This window comes from Streptomyces sp. NRRL WC-3618, from assembly GCF_001280005.1.
Taxonomy (GTDB): Bacteria; Actinomycetota; Actinomycetes; order Streptomycetales; family Streptomycetaceae; genus Streptomyces.
In genome coordinates, this window is the sequence record NZ_LGDW01000492.1 from 39901 (window position 1) to 61385 (window position 21485).

The window sequence follows — 21485 nt, forward strand, 5'->3', positions numbered from 1 at the left end:
GTACGTCACCCCACCTCCTCCGCGTCGATCTCCCTCAGCTCCCCGTCCAGCAGCAGCCACCGGGTGATCCCGATCGACTCCAGGAACGGCAGGTCGTGGCTGGCCACGATCAGCGCGCCCTCATAGGAGTCCAGGGCTGTCGTGAGCTGTCGCGCACTCGCCATGTCCAGGTTGTTGGTCGGTTCGTCCAGCATCAGGAGCTGCGGTGCGGGCTCCGCCAGCATCAGGGCGGCCAGGGCGGCGCGGAACCGCTCACCGCCCGACAGGGTCGCCGCCTGCTGGTCGGCGCGCGCGCCCCGGAACAGGAAGCGGGCCAGCCGGGCGCGTACCCGGTTGTTGGTGGCGCCGGGCGAGAACCGGGCCACGTTCTCCGCGACCGTGAGCTCGTCGTCGAGCACATCGAGCCGCTGGGGCAGGAAACGCAGCGGTACGTGCGCGCGTGCCTCCCCGGAAACCGGTTCCAGTTCCCCGGCGATCGTCCGCAGCAGGGTCGTCTTGCCCGCCCCGTTGCGCCCGATCAGCGCGACCCGCTCGGGCCCGCGCAGGTCGAAGGAGCCCGCCACGCTCGCTCCGTACGCCAACTCCAGGTCCAGGAGCGTGAGTACGGTACGGCCCGGCGGTACGGCCGTGTACGGCAGGTCGATACGGATCTCGTCGTCGTCCCGTACGGCGTCCACGGCCTCGTCGAGCCGCTCCTTCGCGTCGGCGAGCCGCTCCTCGTGCATGATGCGGTGCTTGCCGGCCGACTCCTGGGCGGACCTTTTACGCGCCCCCATGACGATCTTCGGCTCGCGTTTCTGCTCGAACATCTTCTGCCCGTACTTCTTGCGGCGGGCCAACTTGACCTGTGCGTCGACCAGTTCGCGCTTCTGCTTCTTCAGGTCGGCCTCGGCGACGCGCACCATGCGCTCCGCCGCGTCCTGTTCGGTGGCGAGCGCCTCCTCGTACGCCGAGAAGTTGCCGCCGTACCAGGTGACCTTGCCGGAGCGCAGATCGGCGATCTGGTCGACCAGGTCCAGGAGTTCGCGGTCGTGGCTGACCACGACCAGCACACCGGACCAGGAGGAGACGGCCGTGTACAGGCGTCGGCGCGCGTACAGGTCCAGGTTGTTGGTCGGCTCGTCCAGCAGAAGTACGTCCGGGCGGTCGAGGAGCAGGGCGGCCAGCCGCAGGAGGACCGCCTCGCCGCCCGAGACCTCGCCGACCGTGCGGTCCAAGTCGATGTGACCGAGCCCGAGTTCGCCGAGGGTGACGAGAGCTCGTTCCTCGACGTCCCAGTCGTCGCCGATCGTCTCGAAGTGCTCCTCGGCCACGTCACCCGCCTCGATGGCGTGCAGCGCGGCCCGGCGGGCGGAGATACCGAGGACCTCCTCGACGCGCAGGGCGGTGTCGAGGGTGACGCTCTGCGGGAGATAGCCGACGTCGCCCGCGACCCGGACGGTGCCGTCGGCGGCTGACAGCTGCCCGGCGATCAGCTTCAACAGGGTTGATTTTCCTGACCCGTTGACGCCGACCAGCCCGGTGCGACCGGGGCCGAACGCGGCGTCGAGGCCCTCGAAGACGGCGGTGCCGTCGGGCCAGGCGAAGGACAGGGAGGTGACTGCGATGGAAAGGGTGGCTGACATACGGCCTCGCGGTTGCTTGATTCGGTGGGGGCAAACGCGTGTCGAGACACCGACGGGCGGCGGGAGAATCCTGGTCGCACGAGAAAGGCCCTGCTCCGGAGGGAGTCATGGACGGCTCGAACACCGAGGTCGCACGCACGCGGACACACCACTGCGAGGGTGTGGGGCGCGGTGTCTCAGGACCTCAGTAGAGCAACGTCCTTCTCCATTCGACGGCAACAGGACCGCTGCAAGCGTAGGAAGAGGCGTTTCAGGCTGTCAAAGCATTAAACGAGGAAACCGGGAACCGGGGGAACGCGGTTGTCACAGGGCGTTGTCGCAAAGCTGAGTCACAGGGCGTCGCGCATCAGCTCCGCGAGGTCGCGGTCCAGGTCCGTCTGAAGGTGCTCCAGGCCGACCGGCACCAGCTTGGTGGTGGCCGCGAGGAAGCGCCGCAGCTCGCCGGAGCGGACATGGACGACCGCGGTGCCCTCGGGGGCGTGGAACTCCAGGACCGTACGGTCGTAGCCGTACGGCCGCACGCGCACGTCCCCGTGTCCCTGCGGCTCCAGCATGCCGTCCGACAGAAGCTCGCGGGCGAAGGTCCAGCGGACCTCCACGCCCTCCAGGGTGGCCGACGCGGGGAAGGTCATCCGGACGGCGAACGGTTCCCGCCGGTCGTAGGTGAGGGTTGCGGGAATGGTTGTCATCCGCGGTGCGGCGGCGACGAGACGGGCCTCTACGAGCTGCTCGATGACGGTGGACAACGCTTGCTCCCTTGTGACGGTTGGCCGGACTCCTGGCTGGAACGGTCCGCACACTGAGAGAGACGCTGGAACGAGCCAAACAGTGCACCTGAATTTCTAGTGACCTCTGTCACCGAGTTCATTCACTGCTACGTTCGCCCGCCATGAGGATCATGAGATTCATGAGGATCACGGGCATGAAGCGACAGACCATACGCACCGGACAGTCGAGCCGGTCGGGGCTGACGAGGCGCATGGCGGTCGCTGGGGCGTACGCGGCCGCGCTCGCCGCCGTGGCCGCCGGACTGGCCGCACCCGCGCAGGCGTACGACGGGACGGGCGCCGTCCCCGGGGCCGGACACCGTACGCCGCACTGGGCGGCGAAGGACAGCGGCACCCCCGACGTCCGCTTCCGCGGCCTGTCCGCCGTCAGTCGCGGCACCGCCTGGCTCGCCGGCACTCAGGGCACCGTACTGCGCACCACCGACGGAGGAACGAGCTGGCGAAACGTCTCTCCGCCGGGCGCGGCCGAGCTCCAGTTCCGGGACGTCGAGGCGTTCGACGCCCGCCGCGCAGTGGTCCTGGCCATCGGCGAGGGCGAGGCGTCCCGGGTCTACCGCACCGACGACGGCGGTCTGACCTGGACCGAGTCCTTCCGCAACACCGACGCCAGGGCCTTCTACGACTGCCTCACCTTCTTCGACAGCCGCCACGGCCTCGCGATGAGCGACCCGGTGGACGGGAAGTTCCGCATCCTCTCCACCAGCGACGGCGGACGCTCCTGGCAGGTGCTGCCCAGTGCCGGCATGCCCGCCGCCCTGGAGGGCGAGGCGGGCTTCGCGGCGAGCGGACAGTGCCTGGTCAGCTCGGGACCCCGGGACGTGTGGCTGGCCACGGGCGGCGGCGCACACGCGCGCGTGCTGCACTCCGCCGACCGCGGGCTCACCTGGAGCGCCGGCGACACCCCGGTACCGGCGGGCGACCCGGCCCGCGGCGTCTTCGCGCTCGCCTTCCGCGACCGCACGCACGGACTCGCGGTCGGCGGCGACTACCGCGCCGACCAGGCCTCACCTCAGGCGGGCGCGCTCACGGCGGACGGCGGCCGCACCTGGACGACGGCTGCCGGCTCCCCGCCCGCCTACCGCTCCGGCGTCGCCTGGCTCCCGTACAGCCGCACCGCGGCGCTCGCGGTCGGCCCGACCGGCACCGACCTCACGCTGGACGCGGGACGCACCTGGAAGACCGTCGACACGGGCTCGTACGACACCGTGGACTGCCCTCCCGACCTGGGCTGCTGGGCCGCCGGGGAGAAGGGGCGCGTGGCACGGCTCGAATCGTGAGGTATGGGTACCCGTTCACCGGCACACGCCCGAGAGGACAACACGAGCGAAGGAAGTGAACGGCCATGCCACGCGGTGCGAGCCCCAAGCGGGAACGTCAGTACGAGCACATCAAGGACAGTGCGCTGGACCGGGGCGAGAGCGAGCAGCGCGCCGAGGAGATCGCCGCGCGGACCGTCAACAAGGAACGCGCCCGGTCCGGCGAGTCCAAGACCGCCAGCCGTACGTCCACCGAGGACATGTCATCGAGCAAGCGCGGCGGGCAGCGCTCGCACCAGGGCGCCCAGGGCCCGACGTACGACCAGCTCTACGAGGAGGCCAAGAAGCGGAACGTGCACGGCCGCTCGGACATGAACAAGGAGCAGCTGAAGGACGCCCTCGGCGACAAGTGACCTGAGGCGGAGGGCCGGTGGGCGGGCCCGTACGCTCGTCGTCACCATGGAGACGAAGACGACGACCGTATCCGTTCCGGCGGCCTGGCCCACGACCGAGGAGGGGGCCCGCGCGGTCCAGGACGAGCTGCGCCCGCTGGTCGTCCTCGACGAGCCGGGCCCGCCGCCCGGCGCAGGGCATGTCACGGGCGTCGATGTCGCCTACGACGACGAGCGCGACCTCGTCGTGGCCGCCGCCGTCGTCCTGGACGCGGCGACCCACGAGGTCGTCGCCGAGGCCACGGCCGTAGGGCGGATCTCCTTCCCGTACGTGCCCGGCCTGCTCGCCTTCCGTGAGATCCCCGCCGTCATGGCCGCCCTGGAGGCCTTGGCCGTCCCGCCCGGCCTCGTCGTCTGCGACGGCTACGGACTCGCCCACCCGCGCCGCTTCGGCCTCGCCAGCCACCTCGGCGTCCTCACCGGTCTCCCCACGATCGGCGTCGCGAAGAACCCGTTCACCTTCACGTACGAGGAGCCGGGCGCCCGGCGTGGATCGGCGTCCCCGCTCCTCGCGGGCGCGGAGGAGGTGGGCCGCGCCCTGCGCACCCGGGACGCGGTCAAGCCGGTGTTCGTGTCGGTGGGCCACCGCACGACCCTCGACACGGCCTGCGCCCACACCCTGGCGCTCACCCCGCAGTACCGCCTCCCGGAGACGACCCGGCGGGCGGACGCCCTGTGCAGGCGAGCCCTGAAGGAAGCGACCGCCTGAAAGTGACCGCCTGAAGGAAGCGATCGCCTGAAAGAAGCGCTCGCCTGAGGGGACCGGGGCGCCGGGGGAACAGATGATCATCCGGGTATGTGATCTGAGTAGTTTTACGGATGCCGGCAGCCCCGGCCTGTCGGCAGGCTGTGTCCATGACCACGCACCGCGCCCCGAAGCCCGTCGCCAGCCCCACCCAGCCCGTCGAACGCGCCGTCACGGCCGCGCTGATCGTCGCCGTACTGGCGGGACTCGCCTGGATCGTCGGCATGATCTACACGGTCACGGGCTGGGCCCAGTAAGTCTGTCTGCCTGTCTGTCCCTGCCTGCCCCCGCCGGTCACCTGCTGGCCGCCACCCGGAACGTGATCCCCGCCTTGCGCAGACGTTCGATCAGCGCGTCGCCCATCGCCACGGCGGTGGTGACCTGCCCGGCCGTCTCCGGGAGGTCGTCGAAGGCCAGGGAGAGCGCCGACTCGGCGAACATCTTCGCCGTCTCGTCGTAGCCGGGGTCGCCGCCCGCGACCTCCGTGAACACCCGCTGCCCGCCGCCCTCACCCACGAACCGCACCGAGAACCAGCTCTTCGCGCGCCGCTCCGCGCTCGGCCCGTCGCCCGGTCGCAGCCGCCCGGACAGCCAGCGCCGCGCGGGCGGCAACTGGGCCGCCGCGAACACCGCACCGGCGGCGGCGACCCCGCCCACCGCGAAGGGCAGCCGCCGTACCGCCGCGTAATGGCGGTAACGGAAATCGGGTCCATACCGTTCCAGCGCCCGTGCCGAACGCACCACGACCTGCGGGTCGATGGTGGGCAGCGGCAGCGCCCAGGCGTCGACCTCCCTGGCGTACCGGGGCGGGCCCGCGGGGGCGGTCGCCCGGCGGCCCAGCAGCCGCGGCTCATGGCGCCGGCGGTCGCGGGCTGCGGCCAACATCTGCGGGCCCCGGGAGAACTGGTTGAGCGCCGAGGCGAAGGTGCCGCCCGAGAACGTCGCCTCGGTGCGCACGAACCCGTCGACGGTCAGCGGCACCCCCTCGGGCAACTGGGTGACCGTGAAGTACGCGCCCAGGTCGTGCGGGATCGAGTCGAAACCGCAGGCGTGCACCAGCCGGGCGCCGGTCTCCCGCGCGCGCGTGTCGTGCCGGACGTACATCAGGTCGACGAACTCGGGCTCACCGCTGAGATCGAGGTAGTCGGTGCCGGTGTCCGCGCAGGCGGCGACGAGTTCCTCGCCGTACGTCAGATAGGGGCCCACCGTCGTGGCCAGCACGCGCGTGTGCCCGGCGAGCGCCCGCAGCGCGGCCGGATCGGAGACGTCCGCCGTCAGCACCCCCACCTCGGCCGCCTTGCCGATGCCCCTGAGGCGCTCGCGCAGCCGCTCCAGCCTGTCCGCGTCGCGGCCGGCGACCGCCCAGCGCAGACCTTCGGGCGCGTGCGCGGCGAGGTAGTCGGCGGTGAGCGTGCCGACGAAGCCGGTGGCTCCGAACAGCACGATGTCGTACGGACGTTCCAGCCAGTTCGGCCTGCTCATGACACCCCTTGTCGTGCGTACCCGCTGGGCGTACCGCGTTGTACGTCCCGCGTCGTGCGTACCGCGCCGTTGTCGGTGGTCGAGGCTAGCGTGAGGAGAGTGGAGTCGCGCGGCCGGTCGTTGTCTCGAACCGGGTGGTTGGCCAAGCGCTTGCTTAATCAATGCCTGGTGAAACCTTGTGCGGAGTGGAACGCGTTCCTAGCATCGCTGGTGTCACGTGGGTTGTGTCAGGGGAATGGGGGCTCGATGTCGGTGGCGGGAACGGCGGGCAGCGGCCCGCTCACCGGAGTGCGCGTGGTCGAGCTGGCGGGCATCGGGCCCGGACCGTTCGCCGCCATGCTCCTCGCCGACCTGGGCGCCGACGTCGTCCGGGTGGACCGCCCCGGGGGCACCTCTCTCGCCGTCGACCCCGAGTACGACGTGAGCAACCGCAACAAACGGTCGGTGATCGTCGACCTGAAGGCAGCCGACGGTCCCTCCCGCGTCCTCGACCTGGCCGCCCGCGCCGACATCCTGGTCGAGGGCTACCGCCCCGGTGTCGCCGAGCGCCTCGGCGTCGGCCCCGAGACCTGCCACGCCCGCAACCCGAGGCTCGTCTACGGCCGGATGACGGGCTGGGGACAGGAGGGACCGCTCGCCCGTCGCGCCGGGCACGACATCACCTACCTCGCCCCGACCGGCACCCTCGGCCTGATCGGCAGCCCGGCCGAGCCGCCGCCCGCCCCGGCCAACCTCCTCGGCGACTACGCGGGCGGCTCCCTCTACCTCGTCGTCGGCGTCCTCGCCGCCCTCCACCACGCGCGCGCGACAGGCACCGGCCAGGTCGTGGACGCCGCGATCGTCGACGGCGCCGCGCACCTCGCCACGATGATCCACGGCATGCTCGCGGCGGGCGGCTGGCAGGACCGGCGCGGCGCCAACCTCCTCGACGGGGGCTGCCCGTACTACGGGACGTACGAGACCGCCGACGGCCGGTACATGGCGGTCGGCGCGCTGGAACCGCAGTTCTACGCGGAGTTCCTCGAGCTGCTCGGCCTCCCGGACCACGCCGCCGCCCGCAAGGACATCGCCCGCTGGGACGACCTGCGCGAGGCCGTCACCGCCCGCTTCAAGTCCCGTACGCGGGACGAGTGGGCGGCCGTCTTCGAGGGCTCCGACGCCTGCGTGGCGCCCGTCCTCTCGCTGCGCGAGGCCCCGCACCACCCGCACATGGCCGCCCGCGGCACCTTCACCGACCACGGCGGCATCACCCAGCCCGCCCCCGCGCCCCGCTTCTCCGTCACCCACACGTCGATCCACAGCGGCCCCGCCCAGCCCGGCGCCGACACGGCGGACGTGGCGCGCGACTGGGATGTGCCCCGACTCCTGCAAGATGGCGGCTGACCTCGGTCGGCACCCGCTCGCCCAACCTCCCCGAAAGGCCCACCAGTGAGCACCGAAGCGTATGTGTACGACGCGATCCGCACCCCGCGCGGGCGCGGCAAGGCGAGCGGAGCGCTGCACGGCACCAAGCCCGTCGATCTCGTCGTCGGCCTCATCCACGAGATCAAAAACCGCTTCCCGGACCTCGACCCGGCCGCGATCGACGACATCGTGCTGGGCGTCGTCGGACCGGTCGGCGACCAGGGTTCCGACATCGCGCGGGTCGCCGCGGTCGTCGCCGGACTGCCCGACACGGTGGCCGGCGTCCAGGAGAACCGCTTCTGTGCGTCGGGCCTGGAGGCCGTCAACATGGCCGCCGCCAAGGTGCGTTCCGGCTGGGAGGACCTCGTCCTCGCGGGCGGCGTGGAGTCGATGTCGCGGGTGCCGATGGCCTCGGACGGCGGCGCCTGGTTCAACGACCCGATGACCAACCTCGCCGTCAACTTCGTGCCGCAGGGCATCGGCGCCGACCTCATCGCCACCATCGAGGGCTTCTCGCGGCGCGATGTCGACGAGTACGCGGCGCTGTCCCAGGAGCGGGCGGCGACGGCGTGGAAGGCGGGCCGCTTCGAGCGGTCCCTCGTCCCGGTGAAGGACCGCAACGGCCTCGTCGTCCTCGACCACGACGAACACCCGCGCCCCGGCACCACCGCCGACTCCCTGGCCGGGCTGAAGCCGTCGTTCGCGGACATCGGCGACCTGGGCGGCTTCGACGCCGTGGCCCTCCAGACGTACCACTGGGTCGAGAAGATCGACCACGTCCACCACGCGGGCAACTCCTCCGGCATCGTGGACGGCGCGTCACTGGTCGCCATCGGGTCCAAGGAGGTCGGCGAGCGCTACGGGCTGCGTCCACGCGCGCGGATCGTCTCCGCCGCCGTGTCCGGCTCCGAGCCCACCATCATGCTCACCGGCCCGGCGCCCGCCACCCGCAAGGCGCTCGCCAAGGCGGGGCTGACCATCGACGACATCGACCTCGTCGAGATCAACGAGGCGTTCGCGGCCGTCGTCCTGAGCTTCGCCCGGGACATGGGCCTGTCTCTCGACAAGATCAACGTCAACGGCGGCGCCATCGCACTCGGCCACCCGCTGGGCGCCACCGGCGCGATGATCCTCGGCACCCTGATCGACGAACTGGAGCGCCAGGACAAGCGCTACGGCCTCGCCACACTGTGCGTGGGCGGCGGCATGGGCATCGCGACGATCGTCGAGCGGGTCTGAACTCCCGGCGGAACCGACCCGGCATCCAGAGCCTTCCGAGCTTCTGAGCTTCTACGGAGATCCCTGTCATGACACAGAGCACCACCATCCGCTGGGAACAGGACCGCACGGGTCTCGTCACCCTCGTTCTCGACGACCCGGACCAGTCCGCGAACACCATGAACCAGGCGTTCCGCGACTCCCTCGCCGTGGTCACCGACCGCCTGGAGGCCGAGAAGGAGACGATCCGGGGTGTCATCATCACCTCGGCCAAGAAGACGTTCTTCGCCGGCGGCGACCTGCGTGACCTCATCCGGGTCACCCCGGACACCGCCCAGGAACTCCTCGACGGCGGCCTCGCCATCAAGCGCGACCTGCGCCGTATCGAGACGCTGGGCAAGCCGGTGGTCGCGGCGCTGAACGGCGCGGCCCTGGGCGGCGGTTACGAGATCGCGCTGGCCTGCCACCACCGGGTCGCGCTGGACGCGCCGGGTTCGAAGATCGGCTGTCCCGAGGTCACCCTCGGTCTCCTCCCCGGAGGCGGCGGAGTCGTCCGTACGGTACGCATGCTGGGCATCGCCGACGCGCTGCTGAAGGTGCTGCTCCAGGGGACCCAGTACAGCCCGCAGCGGGCTCTGCAGAACGGTCTGGTCGACGAAGTGGCCGCGACTCAGGACGAGTTGATGGCGAAGGCCCGCGCCTTCATCGACGCCAACCCGGTATCCCAGCAGCCCTGGGACAAGCCCGGCTACCGCATCCCCGGCGGCACCCCGGCCAACCCCAGGTTCGCGGCGAACCTGCCCGCCTTCCCCGCCAACCTGCGCAAGCAGACGAACGGCGCGCCCTACCCGGCTCCGCGCAGCATCCTCGCGGCGGCCGTCGAGGGCGCCCAGGTCGACTTCGAGACCGCGCAGGTCATCGAGGCCCGCTACTTCGTGGAACTGGCCGCCGGACAGACCTCGAAGAACATGATCCAGGCGTTCTTCTTCGACCTCCAGGCCGTCAACTCCGGCGCCAACCGCCCCAAGGGCATCGAGCCGCGCCCGGTCCGCAGGGTGGCGGTCCTCGGTGCCGGGATGATGGGCGCGGGCATCGCCTACTCGTGCGCCAGGGCGGGCATCGAGGTCGTCCTCAAGGACGTGTCGGCCGAAGCGGCGGCCCGGGGCAAGAACTACTCCGAGAAGCTGTGCGCGAAAGCCGTCTCCCGGGGACGTTCCACGCAGGAGAAGGCGGACGAGCTGCTCGCGCGCATCACACCGACCGCGGATCCGCAGGACGTGGCCGGCTGCGACGCGGTCATCGAGGCGGTCTTCGAGGACCCGGCCCTGAAGCACAAGGTGTTCCAGGAGATCCAGCACCTCGTCGAACCGGACGCGCTGCTGTGCTCCAACACCTCCACGCTGCCCATCACCGCCCTCGCCGAAGGCGTCGAACGCCAGGCCGACTTCGTCGGACTGCACTTCTTCTCGCCGGTCGACAAGATGCCGCTCGTCGAGATCATCAAGGGTGAGCGGACGGGGCAGGAGGCGCTCGCGCGGGCGTTCGACCTGGTCCGCCAGATCAGGAAGACCCCGATCGTCGTCAACGACTCGCGCGGCTTCTTCACCTCACGGGTCATCGGGCACTTCATCAACGAGGGTGTGGCGATGGTCGGCGAGGGCATCGAGCCCGCGTCGGTCGAACAGGCGGCGGCGCAGGCCGGTTACCCGGCGAAGGTCCTGTCCCTCATGGACGAACTGACGCTGACGCTGCCGCGCAGGATCCGCGCGGAGTCCAAGCGGGCGGTGGAGGAGGCCGGCGGTACGTGGGTGACGCACCCCGCGGAGGCGGTGATCGACCGCATGGTGGACGAGTTCGGCCGTACCGGGCGCAGCGGCGGCGGAGGGTTCTACGAGTACGGGCAGGACGGCAGGCGGACGCGCCTGTGGCCCGGGCTGCGGGAGCACTTCGGGCGCGAGGGCGCGGCGAGTGAGGAGGGGGCGGAGGGCGCGGAGGGCGTGCGCATCCCCTTCAAGGACATGCAGGAACGCATGCTGTTCTCCGAGGCGCTGGACACGGTGAGGCTGCTGGAGGAGGGCGTGCTGACGTCGGTCGCCGACGCCAACATCGGTTCGATCTTCGGGATCGGGTTCCCCGGGTGGACCGGGGGAGTCCTGCAGTACATCAACGGCTACGAGGGCGGCCTGCCCGGGTTCGTCGCCCGGTCGCGTGAGCTGGCGCAGCGGTACGGGGAGCGGTTCGCTCCGCCGGCGTTGCTGGTGGAGAAGGCGGCGAAGGGAGAGGGGTTCGTGGACGGCTAGGGTTTTGTCGCCCCCGGGTCTGGGGGGTGCCGCCCCAGACCCCCGCTACGGCCCTGAACGGGCCTCGTCCTCAAACTCCCCCAGAGGGGGGACCCCCAGACGGGCTGAAGATGCCGGCCGGCGCTTGAGGGCGCCGTACCGGCATTTCTCAGCCACCTCAGCCACCTCAGCCCCTGCAGCCTCCCAGTTACCCTCTTCTGTACGGGAGTTGACCGAGGTACCGTCCGGCGCATGCCGATACGCACGCGCTCCACGACCTTGCGAACGCTCGCGACGGCGGCCACCGCCGCCCTCACCGCCGCCCTGCTCACCCCGGCCGTCGCCCACAGCGCCCCACGGGAGAGCAGACCCGTCTACTCCTACGGCAACGCGATCCGCGAGGCCGTCTGGGTGGACATCGGATTCGACGGCGACAGCGACGGAAAGACCGACCGCGTCGCCGTCGACATCGTCCGGCCACGCGAACTCGCCGCGCAGAGCCGCAAAGTACCCGTGATCATGGACGCCAGCCCCTACTACTCCTGCTGCGGACGCGGCAACGAGAGCCAGAAGAAGACGTACGACGCACACGGCAACGTTGTCCAGATGCCGCTGTTCTACGACAACTACTTTGTGCCGCGCGGCTACGCCTTCGTGGGTGTCGACCTGGCCGGCACCAACCGCTCGGACGGCTGCGTCGACGTCGGCGGACGCTCCGACATCCAGTCCGCGAAGGCCGTGGTCGACTGGCTCAACGGCCGTGCCAAGGGCTACACGAGCCGCACCGGCACCGACCGGGCCAAGGCGACCTGGACCAACGGCAGGACCGGCATGATCGGCAAGAGCTACGACGGCACGATCGCCAACGGAGTCGCCGCCACCGGCGTCAAGGGCCTGAAGACGATCGTCCCGATCAGCGCCATCTCCTCCTGGTACGACTACTACGACGCCAAAGGCGCCCCCCTCTACGCCTCCGGCCCCGAAGGGCTGTCCGACTACGTCGAGAGCCCGGCCGCCCGCACCAAGTGCGCCGCCGTACAGCAGAAGATCGTGGACGGATCCCCTCTCAGTGGTGACTGGACGCCCTTCTGGACCGAGCGCGACTACGTGAAGGACGTCCGGAAGGTCAGGGCCAGCGTCTTCGTCATCCACGGTCAGCAGGACCTCAACGTCCGCCCCAAGCACTTCGGCCAGTGGTGGGACGCCCTCGCCAAGCAGGGCGTCGAGCGCAAGATCTGGCTCTCCCAGACCGGCCACGTCGACCCCTTCGACTTCCGCCGCGCCACCTGGGTCGACACCCTGCACCGCTGGTTCGACCACGAACTCCTCGGCTACGACAACGGCATCGACGACGAGCCCATGGCCGACATCGAACGCCACCCCGACCAGTGGGTCACCTCGGCCGTCTGGCCGCCCCGCGCCACGCCCCGGGTGAACCTGCGCCCCGGCACCGGCGCACAGCCCGGCGTCGGCACCCTGGGCCTGCGGAAGCAGTCCGGCACAGCGACGTTCACCGACGACCCGAGCCTGAGCGAGACCGACTGGTCCGCCAAGATCGACAGCCCGACGCCCGGCAAGGCCGGCTTCGTCACCAAGCCCCTCAGCAAGGCGCTGCGCGTTTCCGGCTCGTCCACAGTGACCGTGACGGCCACCCCGAGCACCTCGACGGCCCACCTGTCCGCCGTCCTGGTCGACCTCGGCCCCGACACCATCCGGGACTACGCGGACGGCGCCGAGGGCATCACCACGCTCACCGACCGCACCTGCTGGGGCCAGAGCACCACCGGCGACAGCTCCTGCTTCAGCTCGACGCGGGCGAAGACGACAGCCGTCGACTACACGATCTTCAGCCGGGGCTGGGCCGACCTGGGCAACTACGCCTCGGCCACCGAGGGCGTCCCGCTCACCCCGGGCAAGCGCTACACGATCACCCTCGACCTGCACGCGAGCGACCACGTGATCCCGGCGGGCCACCGCCTCGCCCTCATCGTCGCGGGCACGGACAAGGACCTCATCGACCCTCCGTCGACCACCCCGACCCTGACGCTCGACCTGGCCCGTACGACGGCCAGCGTCCCGTTCGTCGGCGGCGCGGGCGCCTTCGCGCGGGCCACGGCAGGCACCGTCGCGGCCACCCCGGCCCCCTCCCTCCTCCACGGCGTCCGCGACCCGCGCGCCGGCCACCGCATCCCGGGAGCCGTATGAAACCGCGCCTGACCGCGCTGATCGCCGCCGCCCTCGCCGCACCCCTGCTGGCAGCCCCCGCCCACGCGGCCGAGGCCGGGCCGACGCCCCCACGCACCGGATTCGAGCAGACGAACGGTGCCCGCTGGACCAGCCAGCCCGAGGAACAGGACTTCCTCGGCGCCGTCGACCGGGCCAGCGCCCGTGTGACGCTCACCCGCATCGGCACCACCGAGCAGAACCGCCCCCTGCACCTCGTACGCGTCGGTGAGCGACCCACCACCCGCACCGTGCTGCTCATCTGCAGCCAGCACGGCGACGAGCCGTCCGGCCGCGAGGCCTGTCTCACGACGATCCGCGACCTGGCGTACGCGAAGGACGCGCGGACGAAGGCGTTCCTGTCGCGCACCACCCTGCTCGTCGTCCCCACCGCCAACCCCGACGGCCGGGCCGCCGACACCAGGGGCAACAGCGACGGCGTCGACGTCAACCGCGATCATCTGGCCCTGCGGACGGCGGAGGCACGGGCGATGGCGGCGGTCATCCGCGACCACAAGCCCGACGTGGTCTACGACCTGCACGAGTACGGGGCCACACCCCTGTACTACGACAAGGACCTGTTCGACCTCTGGCCGCGCAACCTCAACACCGACGCGGCCGTGCACACCGAGGCGCAGACCCTGTCCCAGACGTACGTACGGCCGGCCGCCCGGAGCGCCGGGTTCACGACCGGCACGTACGGCATCTGGACCGACCCCGTCACCGGTGACCCGATCCGCCAGGTCGCCGGGGACGGACAGGAACGCATCCTGCGGAACATGTCCGGCGTGAAGCACGCGGTCGGGCTGCTGATCGAGAGCCGGGTCGAGCCGCTGACGGAGGGGATCCCGGAGCCGGACAACAACCGGCGCCGGGTGAACTCCCAACTCGCCTCCCTGAAAGGGCTGTTCAGCTTCGCCGGGGAGCGCGGCAGACAGGTCCACGCGGCCACCGGGGCCGCCCGGCTGGCCGGCTACCGGGACACCGGGCCGGTCTACCTCGGCGGCGCGGACAACGACCCGGCCGAACCCGCCGAGGTGATCGAGAACCCGCCGTGCGGCTATCGGCTCACGGCGGACCAGTACACGGACGTCGCCGACGAACTGGCCCTGCACGGAGTACGCGTACGACCGGACCACGAGGGAACCGGGGCCTACGTCCCGTTGCGCCAGTCGCTACGCGCCCTCGTACCGCTACTGCTGGACGAGCGGGCGCCGTACCACCTGACGGCAGGGGAGGCAGTCACGGCCTGCTGAACGGGCGAGGCGGGCGGGGCGGGCGGGGCGAATCGGCCCCGCCCGCGCCTCAGTTGGGCGGTAGCCCCGTCAGGGGCGCGGGGAACCGCGCGACCAGCCTCCACCGACCCGCAGCAAACGAACTGCCGGACCAACACACCGCCTAGCTCCCGGCAAGCCCCGCCGCGTCCGCCGCGCACCCCCACGCGACCGTGACACCCGCACCCCCGTGCCCATAGCTGTGCACCAACACCCGCCCGTAAGCGCGCACTTCACGCTCCAGCCGCACCGCCTCACGAGTGGGCCGCAGCCCGACCCGATGCCCGAGCACCCGCGCCCCGGCGATCTCCGGCCGTACCTCCGCGCACCGCCGGACGATCTCCTGCGCCACCGCCGGATCGGGCACGAGCGACCACTCGTCCTCGTCGGCCGTGCCGCCCAGGATCAGGCCGCCCGGCTGCGGAAAGAAGTACGTGGTCTTCGCGTCGGTGTGCCCGACCGCCGTGAACCACGTCGTGATCCCCGGGTTCTCCACGACGACCAGCTGCCCGCGCACGGGACGTACCGCAGGATCGGGCACGAGATCGCGCGCACCGAGCCCCGTGCAGTTGACGACGACATCCACCGCGTCGGACGCGAAGGCTTCGGCGAGATCCTTGACGGACCGTTCCTCCACCACACCACCCGCCGTGAGGAACCGTTCCCGCAGCCACCCCAGATGCACCGGCATGTCGATCAACGGCAGCCGTGCCCGAAGTCCCTCAGCCGTCTCCCGCAGCTCCGGTACCCGCGCCGCCCACGATCCCAGCTCGTCCAGGCGCGTCCCGGTCTGTACACCCTCGACAAGGCGTACGCCCGTCTTCCCGGGCCGCTCGGCCAACTCCTCGTAGACGGACAGCGACGCGAGCGCCCATTCCCCGGCGCACGCCTCCGGCTCGATCCGGTACGGCCACCACAGCGCGCCCGCAACCGCCGAGGTGGTCCGCTCGGCGGGCTCCCGCGCCCACACCCGGACCCGGCGGCCACGCTCGGCCAGCACCACCGCTGTCGTCAGGCCGATGATCCCGCCGCCGACCACGATCACTTCACCACTCGAACGCGTCTTCACCGGGGGACCGTAGCGGAATATGTCATGCCGTGCTCAGATCGGTCCCAGTCTGGGGATACTCACAGCATGTCTGCCGAGTACGCCACCTTCGGCCTGGCACCGGCGATGCGTGCCGGTGGAGTCCTCGCCAACGGTGACTACCAAGTCCACCGGGACTTCCTCGACTTCATCGTCGACGGGCGCCCCCTCCTCTACCAGCTGTCCGACCTCGACGCGGTCTCGCCGCTCGCCTCCGACGTGCCGCCAGCGATCTTCACCGCCCAGGTCCGCGGCCTGCTCCTGGAGGCGGACGCACCCCTGGAGGGCGGCCGGTACATCATCTACGGCTGTCCCGAGTGCGCCGACCTGGCGTGCGGCGCCGTCACGGCGGCCATCGAGAGGGACGGCGACGACTACGTGTGGCGCGACTTCGCCTGGCAGACGGACACCCACGCCGACCTGGAGCTCAACGGCTACCACGGTATCGGGCCCTTCCGCTTCCCCGGCGCCGAGTACCGGGACGCGCTCACCTCCCTGCTCGACACGGCGGAGGCCGCCGAGGCAGGGGGCTCCGCCGAGTCCGGTGCGGCCCGCCGCCGGGTCCTGCTGATCGGCGCCCGGGTCGCCGTCCTCGCCAAGCTCGCCGCCGCGCTGCGCACCATCGGCATCGGCGCGGACATCACCCGGGACGCCACGGACGTCCCGGCCGAGGAACTGCGGGGCTACGGCGCGGTCGCCTTCGGCCGGGCGATCGAGGAGACGGAACGTGCCGCCGTACGCCACTCCTTCGATCGCGCGGGCGTGGACGTGGCGTACGTCGACGGTCTCGCCCCGATCGTCCCGCTCCTCGTCGCCCAGATCGAACACGCTCTGGACCGCAGCCCGTTGGAACGGCGCCGGCTCACCCGCCTGGTCGCCGCCGACGGCGAGGCGGGCATAGAGGTCACCTCGACCTGTCGCGTCCACCTCACCGCGTACCGCCTGGACCGGCTGTACCGTGCCCACACCCTCGAGGTCTTCGACGGCATCCTCGAACCTGGTCGGCACCGCATCCCCCTGGACGCGAAGGCGGTCAAAGGGGAGTCGTTCATCGTGGCGCGTACGACGGGAACCGTGCTGGTGGAGCCGATGGCCCGGTGAAATCCGGGACGCGAGGCCCCGCCGCCGGGAGTTAGGATCGGCCTCCTGATGACTGCCACTCTCGTCGCCAAGAACCTCGCCGCCGGCCACGGCGACCGCTCCCTCTTCTCCGGGCTCGACCTCGTCGTCGCGCCCGGAGACGTGATCGGGCTCGTCGGTGCCAACGGCGCGGGCAAGTCCACGCTGCTCAGGATGCTCGCCGGGCTGCTCCCGCCCGAGGAAGGCGAACTGCGCCTCTCCCCGCCCACCGCGAGCGTCGGCCATCTCCCGCAGGAGCCGGAACGCCGGGAGGGCGAGACCGTCCGCGAGTTCCTCGCGCGCCGTACGGGCGTGGCCGAGGCCCAGCGGGTGATGGACGAGGCGACCCAGGCACTGGTGGACGGCACCCCGGGCGCGGACGACGCGTACTCGGTGAGCCTGGAACGCTGGCTCGACCTCGGCGGCGCCGACCTGGACGAACGGGCGGAGGAGGTGGCCGGCTCCCTCGCCCTGACCGTGGACCTGGACCAGCCGATGACGTCCCTCTCGGGCGGCCAGGCGGCCAGGGCGGGCCTCGCCTCCCTGCTCCTGTCCCGCTACGACGTCTTCCTCCTCGACGAGCCGACGAACGACCTGGACCTCGACGGCCTCGAACGCCTGGAGCGCTTCGTCAAGGGCCTGCGCGCCGGCACCCTCGTCGTCAGCCACGACCGCGAGTTCCTCACCCGCACGGTCACCAAGGTCCTCGAACTCGACCTCGCCCAGCAGCAGATCAGGCTGTACGGCGGCGGCTACGAGGCCTATCTCGAAGAGCGGGACGTCGCCCGCAGGCACGCCCGCGACGACTTCGAGGAGTACGCCGACAAACGCTCCGCGCTCCAGGACCGGGCCCAGATGCAGCGCGGCTGGATGGACAAGGGCGTCAAGAACGCCCGGCGCAAGGCGAACAACGACAACGACAAGATCGGCCGCAAGTTCCGCAGCGAGGCCAGCGAGAAGCAGGCCGCGAAGGCCCGCCAGACCCAGCGCATGATCGAACGCCTGGACGTGGTCGAGGAGCCCCGCAAGGAGTGGGAACTGCGCATGGAGATCGCGGCGGCACCGCGCTCCGGCTCGGTGGTCGCGACCCTGCGGGACGCGGAGGTGCGCCGCGCGGGCTTCACGCTCGGGCCGGTGAGCGTCCAGATCGACTGGGCGGACCGTATCGCGGTCACCGGCGCGAACGGCGCCGGAAAGTCGACGCTCCTGGGCGCGCTGCTCGGCCGTGTCCCGCTGGACGCGGGCCACGCCATGCTCGGCTCGGGGGTCGTGGTCGGGGAGGTGGACCAGGCCCGCAAGCTGTTCCACGGGCCCGAGGTGCTGCTGGACGCGTTCTGCGAGGCGGTTCCCGACATGGAACCGGCGGACGTCCGCACGCTCCTGGCCAAGTTCGGCCTGAAGGCGGAGCACGTCCTACGTCCGGCGGCGACCCTGTCCCCGGGCGAGCGCACCCGCTCGGCGCTGGCGCTGCTCCAGGGCAGGGGCGTCAACCTGCTGGTCCTGGACGAGCCCACCAACCACCTCGACCTCCCGGCCATCGAGCAACTGGAACAGGCCCTCGACTCCTACGAGGGCACGCTGCTCCTGGTGACCCACGACCGCAGAATGCTGGACGCGGTACAGGTGACACGCCGCTTCGAGGTAGCGGCCGGCAAGCTGACAGAGCTGGCGTAGAGGCTGCGCCGGCTTGGCTGTGGGTGCGGGCCGGTGGGGGCTGGTCGCGCAGTTCCCCGGGCCGCTGACGGGGCCCGCCCCGCTGCGGGCAGTCGTGCCGCTGGGGCGGCTCCCGTCCCACCGAGGCGGCACCCCGGCAACGCCGGGCTGCGCGACCCACCCGCCGTCAGCGTCAGCCCAGGGTGCCCTCATGACAAGGGCACCCGGCATCAGTACTCACCTTCGCTTGGGATCCGCCAGGCCCGCCCTCCGCAGCGCATCCGCCATCGCACTGTTCCCCGGCGCGGGCGCCGCCTGCCGAGACCCCCCGCCGGACCGCCCACCCCCCTGCCCTTGCCCCTGCTGCCGAGGCTGAGGCGGCCGCCCCGCACGCTGAGGCCGCCCCCCGCCCCCCTGCTGCTGCCCCTCACCGGAGGCCACCGCCTCGTCGTCCAGCCGCAGCGTCAGCGAAATCCGCTTCCGGGGAATGTCGACGTCGAGCACCTTCACCTTGACGATGTCGCCGGACTTCACCACGTCATGCGGGTCCTTGACGAACGTCTTCGACATCGCGGACACATGCACCAGCCCGTCCTGGTGGACGCCGACATCCACGAACGCCCCGAACGCCGCCACGTTCGTGACCACACCCTCCAGCACCATCCCGGAGGACAGGTCGCCGATCTTCTCGACGCCGTCCTTGAACGTGGCCGTCTTGAAGGCGGGCCGCGGGTCGCGCCCCGGCTTCTCCAGTTCGCGCAGAATGTCGGTGACCGTCGGCAGACCGAACTTCTCGTCGACGAAGTCATCGGGCCGCAGCGACCGCAGCACCGCCGTGTTCCCGACCAGCGACGCCACCGCGCCGCCCGCCGACTTCACCATCCGCCGCACCACCGGATACGCCTCCGGGTGCACACTGGACGCGTCCAGCGGATCGTCCCCGCCCCGGATCCGCAGGAACCCCGCACACTGCTCGTACGCCTTGGGCCCGAGCCGCGCGACACTCTTCAGCTGAGACCGTGAGGTGAATGGACCGTTCGCGTCGCGGTGCGCCACGATGTTCTCCGCGAGCCCGGAGGAGATGCCGGAAACCCGCGAGAGCAGAGGCGTGGACGCGGTGTTGACGTCCACACCGACACCGTTCACACAGTCCTCCACCACCGCGTCCAGCGACCGCGACAGCTTCACCTCGGACAGATCGTGCTGGTACTGCCCGACCCCGATCGACTTCGGATCGATCTTCACCAGCTCGGCCAGCGGGTCCTGCAGCCGCCGGGCGATCGACACCGCGCCGCGCAGCGACACGTCCATGCCCGGCAGCTCCTGCGAGGCGAACGCCGACGCCGAGTACACCGACGCGCCCGCCTCGGACACCATCACCTTCGTGAGGTTCAACTCCGGGTGCTTTTCGATGAGTTCACCGGCCAGTTTGTCCGTCTCGCGGGACGCCGTACCGTTGCCGATGGCGATCAGGTCGACCGAGTGCTCCTTGGCGAGCCGGGCCAGTTTCGCCACCGCCTCGTCCCACTTGTTCGCCGGTACGTGCGGATGGATCACGTCGGTGGCGACGGCCTTGCCCGTCGCGTCCACGACGGCCACCTTCACGCCCGTACGGAACCCGGGGTCCAGCCCCAGCGTCGCGCGCGTGCCGGCCGGGGCGGCGAGCAGCAGGTCGCGCAGGTTCGCCGCGAACACGTTGACCGCCTCGTCCTCCGCGACCGTACGCAGCCGCAGCCGCACGTCGATGCCGAGGTGCACCAGGATCCGGGTCCGCCAGGCCCAACGCACCGTGTCCTTCAGCCACTTGTCGCCGGGACGGCCGCGGTCGGCGATGCCGAAACGGTGGGCGATGATCCCCTCGTACGAGGAAGGGCCCTCCGTCGGCTCCTCAGGCTCCAGGACCAGGTCGAGGACGTCCTCCTTCTCGCCGCGCAGCATCGCGAGGATGCGGTGCGAGGGCAGGGCGGTGAAGGGCTCGGCGAAGTCGAAGTAGTCGGCGAACTTGGCGCCCGCCTCCTCCTTGCCCTCCTTCACCTTCGCGGCCAGCCGCCCGCGCACCCACATGCGCTCGCGCACCTCGCCGATCAGGTCGGCGTCCTCCGAGAACCGCTCGGTGAGGATCGCGCGGGCGCCGTCCAGCGCGGCCTGCGGATCGGCGACGCCCTTGTCGGCGTCGACGAAGGCCGCCGCCGCGGCGAGCGGGTCGACGGACGGGTCCCCGAGCAGCCCCTCGGCCAGCGGAGCGAGGCCGGCCTCGCGCGCGATCTGGGCCTTCGTCCGCCGCTTCGGCTTGAACGGCAGGTAGATGTCCTCCAGGCGCGCCTTCGTCTCGGCCCCGCGCAGTTGCGCCTCGACCTCGGGCGTCAGCTTGCCCTGTTCGCGCACCGATTCGAGGATCGCGGCCCGCCGCTCCTCCAGCTCCCGCAGATAGCGCAGCCGCTCCTCCAACGTGCGCAGCTGCGCATCGTCGAGCATCTCGGTCGCTTCCTTGCGGTAGCGGGCGATGAAGGGCACTGTCGAGCCCCCGTCGAGCAACTCGACGGCGGCCCTCACCTGCCGCTCCCGTACGCCGAGCTCCTCGGCGATCCTGCCTTCGATGGACCCTACTTCGATGGACCCGGGTGTCGTCACGATCCCGTACCGCCTTCTCCACTGAGGTTGCGCGGCAATTGTGGCAGGTGGCACCGACAATCGGGGTCCAGGGCGCCACACGGCCCGAAAGGGTGCGACGTTTCTAGATAGGTGACACCTGATCGCGGTGGTTGACACCAGCGGCTGGGGCTAGGGCCTGTGTGAGGTCGTGATCACCCGGTCGTCGGTATGAGGTCGTTGATCCAGATCATGGAGGCCCTGAGGTGAAGGCCGGCGTCGTAGCTCTCG

The 21485-nt window shown here is 71.1% G+C and carries 16 protein-coding genes; 11 read left to right on the forward strand and 5 right to left on the reverse strand.

What is annotated here, in order from left to right:
* Positions 1-5: 5 nt before the first annotated feature.
* Both ADL01_RS39950 and ADL01_RS39955 read right to left on the reverse strand, forming a co-directional pair.
* Positions 6-1625 carry an ABC-F family ATP-binding cassette domain-containing protein gene (locus tag ADL01_RS39950; RefSeq protein WP_053746999.1) on the reverse strand — a complete coding sequence of 540 codons (1620 nt, stop codon included), beginning with the start codon at positions 1623-1625 and terminating at the stop codon, positions 6-8.
* A 329-nt stretch (positions 1626-1954) separates the two neighbouring features.
* Positions 1955-2371 (reverse strand): SsgA family sporulation/cell division regulator, encoded by a 417-nt coding sequence (locus ADL01_RS39955; protein ID WP_053747000.1) that lies wholly within the window; start codon positions 2369-2371, stop codon positions 1955-1957.
* A gap of 233 nt (positions 2372-2604) precedes the next feature.
* Here ADL01_RS39955 and ADL01_RS39960 point away from each other — a divergent pair, with 233 nt between their 5' ends.
* The 4 genes from ADL01_RS39960 (at position 2605) to mmpA (ending at position 5123) form a co-directional block, all read left to right on the forward strand.
* Positions 2605-3690: a WD40/YVTN/BNR-like repeat-containing protein gene (locus ADL01_RS39960; protein WP_053747018.1), complete on the forward strand. Its 1086-nt coding sequence runs from the start codon at positions 2605-2607 to the stop codon at positions 3688-3690.
* A 65-nt stretch (positions 3691-3755) separates the two neighbouring features.
* On the forward strand, positions 3756-4082 hold the full coding sequence (locus tag ADL01_RS39965; protein WP_053747001.1) for a plasmid stabilization protein: 327 nt from the start codon (positions 3756-3758) through the stop codon (positions 4080-4082).
* 46 nt (positions 4083-4128) lie between these two features.
* Entirely contained in the window at positions 4129-4830 is a 702-nt protein-coding gene (locus tag ADL01_RS39970; protein WP_053747002.1) for an endonuclease V, read from the forward strand.
* Between the two features lie 146 nt (positions 4831-4976).
* The gene (gene mmpA / locus ADL01_RS45590) at positions 4977-5123 is read left to right on the forward strand and encodes a morphogenic membrane protein MmpA (protein ID WP_199835143.1); all 147 of its coding nucleotides are present in this window, start codon (positions 4977-4979) and stop codon (positions 5121-5123) included.
* Positions 5124-5160: 37 nt separating this feature from the next.
* Here mmpA and ADL01_RS39980 read toward each other — a convergent pair whose 3' ends face one another.
* Entirely contained in the window at positions 5161-6348 is a 1188-nt protein-coding gene (locus tag ADL01_RS39980; protein WP_053747004.1) for a saccharopine dehydrogenase family protein, read from the reverse strand.
* Between the two features lie 246 nt (positions 6349-6594).
* Between ADL01_RS39980 and ADL01_RS39985 the strand changes: the two genes are divergently transcribed.
* The 5 genes from ADL01_RS39985 (at position 6595) to ADL01_RS40005 (ending at position 14728) form a co-directional block, all read left to right on the forward strand.
* A complete protein-coding gene (locus ADL01_RS39985) occupies positions 6595-7731 on the forward strand; it encodes a CaiB/BaiF CoA transferase family protein (protein WP_053747005.1) in 1137 nt (378 codons plus the stop codon).
* Between the two features lie 45 nt (positions 7732-7776).
* A complete protein-coding gene (locus ADL01_RS39990) occupies positions 7777-8991 on the forward strand; it encodes an acetyl-CoA C-acetyltransferase (RefSeq protein WP_053747006.1) in 1215 nt (404 codons plus the stop codon).
* A gap of 68 nt (positions 8992-9059) precedes the next feature.
* Positions 9060-11270: a 3-hydroxyacyl-CoA dehydrogenase NAD-binding domain-containing protein gene (locus ADL01_RS39995; protein ID WP_053747007.1), complete on the forward strand. Its 2211-nt coding sequence runs from the start codon at positions 9060-9062 to the stop codon at positions 11268-11270.
* Between the two features lie 231 nt (positions 11271-11501).
* Positions 11502-13454 (forward strand): Xaa-Pro dipeptidyl-peptidase, encoded by a 1953-nt coding sequence (locus ADL01_RS40000; protein ID WP_053747008.1) that lies wholly within the window; start codon positions 11502-11504, stop codon positions 13452-13454.
* The gene (locus ADL01_RS40005; RefSeq protein ID WP_053747009.1) at positions 13451-14728 is read left to right on the forward strand and encodes a M14 family metallopeptidase; all 1278 of its coding nucleotides are present in this window, start codon (positions 13451-13453) and stop codon (positions 14726-14728) included. Before ADL01_RS40000 ends, ADL01_RS40005 begins: the two co-directional genes overlap by 4 nt.
* 142 nt (positions 14729-14870) lie before the next feature.
* Here the strand turns inward: ADL01_RS40005 and ADL01_RS40010 are convergent, their stop codons facing one another.
* Positions 14871-15791, reverse strand: a complete 921-nt coding sequence (locus ADL01_RS40010) for an FAD-dependent oxidoreductase (protein ID WP_053747010.1) — start codon at positions 15789-15791, stop codon at positions 14871-14873.
* Between the two features lie 90 nt (positions 15792-15881).
* On the opposite strand from ADL01_RS40010, the gene ADL01_RS40015 reads away from it, so the two are divergent.
* Positions 15882-16934 (forward strand): hypothetical protein, encoded by a 1053-nt coding sequence (locus tag ADL01_RS40015; RefSeq protein WP_053747011.1) that lies wholly within the window; start codon positions 15882-15884, stop codon positions 16932-16934.
* Positions 16935-16982: 48 nt separating this feature from the next.
* Complete coding sequence (locus ADL01_RS40020) at positions 16983-18626, forward strand: ABC-F family ATP-binding cassette domain-containing protein (protein ID WP_053747012.1); 1644 nt, start codon at positions 16983-16985, stop codon at positions 18624-18626.
* Between the two features lie 216 nt (positions 18627-18842).
* On the opposite strand, the gene ADL01_RS40025 is transcribed toward ADL01_RS40020, so the two are convergent.
* The gene (locus ADL01_RS40025; RefSeq protein ID WP_053747013.1) at positions 18843-21236 is read right to left on the reverse strand and encodes a Tex family protein; all 2394 of its coding nucleotides are present in this window, start codon (positions 21234-21236) and stop codon (positions 18843-18845) included.
* Between the last annotated feature and the right edge of the window lie 249 nt (positions 21237-21485).